The sequence below is a fragment of the Synechococcus sp. RedBA-s genome, from assembly GCF_024345495.1.
Lineage (GTDB): Bacteria > Cyanobacteriota > Cyanobacteriia > PCC-6307 > Cyanobiaceae > Regnicoccus_A.
In genome coordinates this window covers 1-6410 of record NZ_JAGQBF010000061.1, presented here as the reverse complement: position 1 = coordinate 6410, position 6410 = coordinate 1, and the positions used below count along the sequence as shown (strand labels likewise).

Sequence of the window (6410 nt, the reverse complement as noted above, 5' to 3'; positions counted from 1 at the left end):
TGAAGAAGGGCCAGCGGGAACTGAGCCAGGAACTGGGTCGTACGCCCACGCTGGGGGAACTGGCGGTGGCTGTGGAGCTGCCGGAGGAGGAGGTGAAGGATCTGCTCTGCCGGGCGCGGCAACCGGTGAGCCTGGAGACTAAGGTGGGCGACGGAGAGGACACCGAACTGCTGGACCTGCTGCAGGGGGACGGAAGGCTGCCGGCGGAGAGCGTGGACAGCGAGTGCCTGCGGGGCGACATGCGAGCGCTGCTGGAGCAGCTTCCTGAGCTGCAGCGAAATGTGCTGAGCATGCGCTACGGCATCGATGGCGATGAACCGATGAGCCTCACCTCCATCGCCCGCACCCTGGGCATGAGCCGCGACAAGACCCGCAACCTGGAGCGCCGTGCCCTTGAGGGCATTCGCTCCCGTTCCTGCCGCCTTGAGGGCTACCTGGTGGCCTGAGCCATGCCGTTTTTCGAGGTCTACTGGCGTGGGGAATGCATCGCTGATGCCGGCGACCTGGAGGAGGCTCTGGCCTGTTACATCCAGGTCCGCCCCAAGGAGCTGAGCTGGCCGGAGGCTTGGGTTCAGGCCGAGGTCGAAGGTGATCCCCCCCCGTGTGTCTGCCGCTACCGCTCCTTCGAGGCCTTCCTTGACAACGAGGAGGCCCTGGAGACGATCCCTGTCACGCTGGCGATGCTGGAGCTGGCCGGCAGCGAAGCCTGAACTGGCCAGCGAAGCCTGATCAAAGGCTGTTGGCCGGAGTCCGGATCAGCCGAAATGTGAGGTTCAGCCGCTCCTGCCGCACCCGCAGCCGCCGGGGCAGAGCATGCAGCCAGTGCTCCTGGGTGGGGGGGTCCATCACCAGCAGATCCCCGTGGCCCAGCTCCATGCTGATGGGCTCAGGAGACCCGGCCCCGCCCGCTCGAGGTTTGAGGCGAAAGCTGCGGCTGGCCCCAAGGCTCAGCGAGGCGATTGGTGCCTGCGGCTCCAGCTCCGGCTCATCATCCGTATGCCAGCCCATGGCGTCGCTGCCGTCGCGGTAGCGGTTGAGCAGCACCGAGTTGAAGCGCCAGCCCAGGCTGGCCTCCAGTGCCTCCCGGATCTCCAGCAGCCCTGCCGACCAGGGCTGAGGCTCGTTGGCCAGGCCGCTGTAGCGGTACGTGCAGCCAGCATCCGCCACCCAGCAGGTGAGCCGCGGCAGGGGCTGGCTGCGGCCAAAGAGGGTGATCGACTCCTGCCGCCAGGGGACCTCCTGCTGCAACCGCCTCAGCTGCTGATCGGCATCGCTGGCCCAGCTCGGCCAGAACCGCAGGGCCAGGCCAGGGGCCTGCCACTGGAGGATCAGGCCAGCTGGCTCCATCAAGTCAGGCGCTTGTGCGCTCAGAAGAACTGATCGAAGTTGTCGAAGTCGACGGCTTTGAAGCTGCCGTCCTGCACCTGGCGCATCAGACCCTCCAGCTGCACCCAGAGGGCACCACCGGTGAGCAGGGAGAGCAACAGGGCCACCAACAGGGCTGTACCGCCACCAAAGCCGAACACCTGCAGGCTGCCACCGATGAACAGGGTCACCCCCAGGATCAGTCCCGCGTAGGACGTGACGGTTTCAGGTACCGCCAGGGGCAGCAGGTTGAGCCGGTCCTGCTTCCAGCCGTCGAGGCGGTTCTGCACCAGGCGCGAGAAGGTGAGGCCACAGAGGATCGCAATCAGCAATCCCACCCCCGCCAGGAAGAACGGCGGCTGCCCCACCGGCACGTACTCCAACAGGATGTCGGCCCCGTCGAAATCGGCGAACGAGCCTGCTGCGTACCCCTTGGCCAGGGTCTCTGAACCGGTGGGATCGCTGATCACGGGCAAGGGGCCAAGAAGATGTCGCTGACCCTAGCGATCAGCAGGTGGGTGCCCCTGCTGATCAGGCGGCCGGAGCCAGGGGGTTGAGCCGCTGCAGCACCCCTCCCGCCAGCTTGGCGGGGGAGAAGGTGCGCCGCAGCAGCCCCATCAGGGCCCGCAGGTCGTCGGTGTTGAGGCGGTTGTCGCGCACCAGCATCAGCAGCAGCCGCTGGCGCAGGCTGCCGCCGCGGGGGCCGAGCAGCAGGCGCAGGCCGGCACCGGCCACCGGCAGCAGATTGGGGTTGGCGTCGTCCTGTTCCACCACCCCCAGCAGGCTTTCGAGCCGCTCCAGCTGCAGGTGGCCCCGGCGATCGAAGAGCACCTCCAGTAACTTCTCGCGCAGCTCAGCTGTGTCGCCCGCCAGCAACCGCCGGGCCACGTAGGGATAGGCGACGCGGATGATCTTGAAGCCCGGATCGAGCCGCAGGGCCAGCCCTTCCTGGCTCACCACCGCCCGGATGATCAGGGCGAAGCGGGCCGGCACCCGGAAGGGGTAGTCGAACATCAACTCCGAGAAGCGATCGGTGATCGCTTTGAAGTTGAACGAGCCCACGCTCTCCCCCAGTTGGCCACCCAGAACGGTTTCCAGGGCCGGCACGATCGGGGCGAGGTCGGCGTCGGGGCGCAGGAATCCCAGGGTCTGGAAATCGCCGGCAAGGGCTTCGAAATCGCGGTTGATCAGATGCACCACCGCGCCGGTGAGGGTGAGGCGATCGGCGTCGCTGATCGAATCCATCATGCCGAAATCGACGTAGGCCACATGGCCCATGGCGCCGGTGCGCCCCGGCAGGGCGAAGAGATTGCCGGGGTGGGGGTCGGCGTGGAAGTAGCCGAACTCCAGCAGTTGCTGCAGGCCGGCCGTCACGCCGGTGCGGATCAGTGCATCGGGCTCCAGCCGATGTGACTCCAGCTCCAGCCGGTCCTGCAGCTTGATGCCGTTGATCCAGCTGGTGGTGAGCACCCGGCGACTGGAGAACTGCCGCTCCACCCGCGGCACCGTCACGGCGGGGTTGTCGGCGAAGAGGGCCGCAAAACGCTCAGCGTTATCGGCCTCGCGGCGGTAGTCGATCTCCTCAAAGAGGGTGAGGCCGAACTCATCGATGATGTCGCCCAGGCCGAAACCCAGGTTCAGGGGCAGGAAGGGCGCGGTGAGCACCCCGAGCAGGCGCACGATCACCAGATCGCGGCGAAGGATGTAGGCCAGGTTGGGCCGTTGCACCTTCACCGCCACCCACTGGCCCGGTGTGAGCTCGGCCTTGTACACCTGCCCCAGGCTGGCCGCCGCCACGGGGTAGGGGGGGAAATACTCGAAAAGCTGAACGGGCGGTGCCCCCAGCTCCGCTTCGATCTCGGCGAGGGCCAGTTGGTGAGGGAAGGGGGGCAGGTTGTCCTGCAGCTGGGTGAGCTGGTCGAGCCAGTCGCGGCGCACCAGATCGGGGCGGGTGGAGAGGGCCTGTCCCACCTTGATGAAGCAGGGACCCAGCTGGGTGAGGGTCTCGAGGATGCGGCGGCCCAGCCGTTGTTGAACGGCGCGCTCGCTGCTGCTGCCCTGCACCACCAGCACCACGGCCAGCCAGCCCAGCTGCCAGAGCACCACCAGCAGGCGCGACACCAGGATCCAGGGACGCAGCAGCATCCAGCGCAGGTCGGCGGCGGGCTCGTAGTGGGGCGGGGGTCCTTCGACCCGGGCGGGGCGCGCCGGCGGGGCCGGGCGCACAGAGGAGCTGGCGGTGATGGGAGGAACTCCTGCGGCGCCTGGGGTGGTGACCCCAGACTCTAGAAAGTCCAAGGCTGGTGATGCTTCTGCTGTCGGCCCTGCGCCAGGCCTCCCCCCGGCTGGATCTGCACCTGCCCGCCCATGGGCGCGGCCGGGGGTTGGCGCCTGGCCTGCGCCGGCTGCTGCTGATGCGTCGGCCCGGCCGCTGGGATCTGCCGGAGCTGCCTGAAATCGGCGGGCCGCTGGAGCTGGGAGGTGCCGTGGCCGCCGATCAGGCCGAGTGCGCCCGCCTCTGCGCAGCCGATCGCTGCTGGTTCGGTGTGAACGGAGCCAGCGGGATGCTGCAGGTGGCCCTGCTGGCCCTGGCCAGCCCCGGCCAGCGGGTGCTGCTGCCCCGCAATCTGCACCGCAGCCTGCTGCATGCCTGCGTGCTCGGCGGCCTGCGGCCGGTGCTGTTCGATCTGCCCTTCGATCCGGCCACCGGGCTGTGGCTACCGCCGACACCGGCCTGGCTGCAGCAGCGCCTGGAGCAGGCCCCGCCCCTGGCGGCGCTGGTGCTGGTGCAGCCCACCTACCAGGGTCTGGCGGGGGATCTGCGGGAGCTGATCGCCGTGGCCCATCGCCATGGGCTGCCAGTGCTGGTGGATGAGGCCCATGGGGCCCACTTCGGTCAGCCGGGCCTGCCGATGGGGGCGATCGCGGCCGGGGCTGATCTGGTGGTGCAGTCCCTGCACAAAAGCGCGGGCGGGCTGGCCCAGAGCGCTGCCCTGCTGCTGCGCCGCGGGCGGGTGAGTGAGGAGGCGATCGAGCGCTCTCTGCTCTGGCTGCAGACCTCCAGCCCCAGTGCCCTGCTGCTGGCCTCCACAGCGGCGGCTTTCGCGCACCGCCACAGCGCCGCCGGCCATCGCGGCCTGCGCCTGGCCCTGAAGCGGGCGCAGGCGCTGCGGCAGGCCCTGGCGGCGGCCGGCCTGCCCCTGGCCGCCACCCAGGACCCCCTGCGCCTGGTGTTCCACAGCGCCGCCCTGGGCATCAATGGTCTGGCGGCCGACGCCTGGCTGCTGCAGCGGGGCGTGATTGCCGAATTGCCCGAGCCCGGCTGCCTCACCTTCTGCCTGGGGGAGAGGCCACCGCGGCGGGCCCTCAGGCTGCTGCCCGCCCGGCTCCAGCAGCTGCGAGAGGCCCTGGGTGGGGCTGCGCTCCCCCCCTTCTCGCCACCACCCATTCCCGCCCTGGCGGAGCCTGAGCTGACCCCGGGCGAAGCCTGGAGGCGGCCCCAGCAGTGCCTTGCCCTGGGGCAGGCGCTGGGGCGGCTGGCGGCGGAGCCGATCTGTCCCTATCCCCCGGGTATCCCCTTGTTGATTCCCGGCGAGCGGATCGATGGGGTGCGGCTGGAATGGTTACTGGAGCAGCAGCGTCTCTGGCCTGGTCAGATCGCTGATACGGTGAAGGTTGTGGCCTGATGGGCGCTGCGGATGGGCCCGAGGCAGCGAGGCGAAGCTCCTGGCCAGCCCAGTGATAGGGGGCGGCGACCAGAGCCTGAACCTGCCTTCCAGTGGGATTTCGTCACCCCAGGGCTGCCCGACCAGGCCTTTGATGACGCCCCGGGCTTCAGCCCCACGCCGATGGAGTTGCGGGTGATGCTCCTGGCCCATCTGCGCCCCAGGGCCGATTCCACGGTCTGGGATGTGGGCGGCGGCACCGGGGCCCTGGCCCTGGAGATCGCCCGACTGATGCCCCTGGGCCAGGTGCACACCCTGGAGCGGGATCCGGAGGCGATCCAGCTGCTGGAGTGCAACCGCCGCCACCTGGCCATCGACAACCTGCACATCCACGCCGGCCAGGCCCCCGATGGGCTCTCCCTGCTGCCGCCGCACCCCGACCGGGTGGTGCTGGAGGTGGGCCGACCGCTGCCCAGTGTGTTGCGTGCGGTCTGGGCGGCGCTGCAGCCCCGGGGACGGCTGGTGATCAGCACCGCCAGCCTGGAGGGCCTCGTGGATGCGACCGATACCCTGGGGCAACTGGAGGCCCACGACGTGCAGGTGGTTCAGGCAACGGTCCATCGCATGCAGCGCCGTGGCAGCCAGGCACGCCTGGCGGCGGCTGAGCCCCTGTTTCTGATCGCAGCCGAGCGTCACGGGTGAGTCAGGGTTCACGGCCGCGCACGTCGCTTTCACGGTTGGTCAGTGGCTTCGCGGCGGGGGGCTTCGGCCTGGTGGTGGTGGGCCTGGGGGGCTGGTGGTTCACCCTGGCGGTGGGGGTGATTGTGCATCTGGGGCTGCTGGAGTTTTTCCGGCTGGCCCAGTTCAAGGGCATCCGGCCCGCCACCAAGACAACCCTGGTGGCCTGCCAGTTGCTGCTGTTCGCCACCCAGTGGGCCAGCGGCGGTGGCATGGCGGTGGATCTGGCGGCCTCGGTGGTGCCGGTGTCGGGGGCGGTGATCTGCGGCTGGCTGTTGCTTCAGCCCGTGACCGGCACCATCGCCGACATCGCCGCCTCGATTTTCGGCCTTTTTTATCTGGGCTTCCTGCCTAGCCACTGGCTGCGGTTGCGGGATCTGCTCGATCCAGCTCTGGCCCCCCATCTGCAGGGAGCCGGCTGGCCGTTCACCCCTGGAATGGCGCTCACCCTGATGGCCTGCCTGATGGTGGTGGCCACCGACATCGGCTCGTACATGATCGGCCGCCGCTTCGGGCTCCATCCCCTCTCGCCGATCTCCCCGGGCAAGACGGTGGAGGGAGCCCTCGGAGGTGTGGTCAGTGCCGTGCTGGTGGGCGTGGTGGGCGGCCTGTTGCTGGGCTGGCGCTGGGGCTGGGTGGTGG

The 6410-nt window shown here is 69.4% G+C and carries 8 protein-coding genes; 5 read left to right on the top strand and 3 right to left on the bottom strand.

Going from position 1 to position 6410, the window contains the following annotated elements; all coding sequences use genetic code 11:
• Nucleotides 1-446: sigma-70 domain-containing protein (locus tag KBY67_RS14655; RefSeq protein ID WP_315855608.1), on the top strand; the 446-nt coding region annotated here is incomplete at its 5' end.
• A 3-nt stretch (nt 447-449) separates the two neighbouring features.
• A complete protein-coding gene (locus KBY67_RS14650) occupies nt 450-710 on the top strand; it encodes a hypothetical protein (RefSeq protein ID WP_255111826.1) in 261 nt (86 codons plus the stop codon).
• A 19-nt stretch (nt 711-729) separates the two neighbouring features.
• On the opposite strand, the gene KBY67_RS14645 is transcribed toward KBY67_RS14650, so the two are convergent.
• The 3 genes from KBY67_RS14645 to KBY67_RS14635 form a co-directional block, all read right to left on the bottom strand.
• Entirely contained in the window at nt 730-1347 is a 618-nt protein-coding gene (locus KBY67_RS14645; protein ID WP_255111825.1) for an alpha-ketoglutarate-dependent dioxygenase AlkB, read from the bottom strand.
• A 20-nt stretch (nt 1348-1367) separates the two neighbouring features.
• Entirely contained in the window at nt 1368-1835 is a 468-nt protein-coding gene (locus KBY67_RS14640; protein ID WP_255111824.1) for a hypothetical protein, read from the bottom strand.
• A gap of 61 nt (nt 1836-1896) precedes the next feature.
• Nucleotides 1897-3510: an AarF/ABC1/UbiB kinase family protein gene (locus KBY67_RS14635; protein WP_255111827.1), complete on the bottom strand. Its 1614-nt coding sequence runs from the start codon at nt 3508-3510 to the stop codon at nt 1897-1899.
• A gap of 161 nt (nt 3511-3671) precedes the next feature.
• On the opposite strand from KBY67_RS14635, the gene KBY67_RS14630 reads away from it, so the two are divergent.
• The 3 genes from KBY67_RS14630 to KBY67_RS14620 form a co-directional block, all read left to right on the top strand.
• Nucleotides 3672-5051 (top strand): aminotransferase class I/II-fold pyridoxal phosphate-dependent enzyme, encoded by a 1380-nt coding sequence (locus KBY67_RS14630; RefSeq protein WP_255111823.1) that lies wholly within the window; start codon nt 3672-3674, stop codon nt 5049-5051.
• Between the two features lie 12 nt (nt 5052-5063).
• The gene (gene cbiT, locus KBY67_RS14625; RefSeq protein ID WP_255111822.1) at nt 5064-5732 is read left to right on the top strand and encodes a precorrin-6Y C5,15-methyltransferase subunit CbiT; all 669 of its coding nucleotides are present in this window, start codon (nt 5064-5066) and stop codon (nt 5730-5732) included.
• Nucleotides 5729-6410: phosphatidate cytidylyltransferase (locus KBY67_RS14620; protein ID WP_255111821.1), on the top strand; the 682-nt coding region annotated here is incomplete at its 3' end. The genes cbiT and KBY67_RS14620, both read left to right, overlap by 4 nt.

What these genes read in the sequence shown, in the direction of transcription:
- KBY67_RS14650 (WP_255111826.1), top strand. Translation starts at nt 450, where the DNA reads ATGCCGTTTTTCGAGGTCTACTGGCGTGGGGAATGCATCGCTGATGCC.
- KBY67_RS14645 (WP_255111825.1), bottom strand. Translation starts at nt 1,347, where the DNA reads ATGGAGCCAGCTGGCCTGATCCTCCAGTGGCAGGCCCCTGGCCTGGCC.
- KBY67_RS14635 (WP_255111827.1), bottom strand. Translation starts at nt 3,510, where the DNA reads ATGCTGCTGCGTCCCTGGATCCTGGTGTCGCGCCTGCTGGTGGTGCTC.
- KBY67_RS14630 (WP_255111823.1), top strand. Translation starts at nt 3,672, where the DNA reads ATGCTTCTGCTGTCGGCCCTGCGCCAGGCCTCCCCCCGGCTGGATCTG.
- cbiT (WP_255111822.1), top strand. Translation starts at nt 5,064, where the DNA reads ATGGGCCCGAGGCAGCGAGGCGAAGCTCCTGGCCAGCCCAGTGATAGG.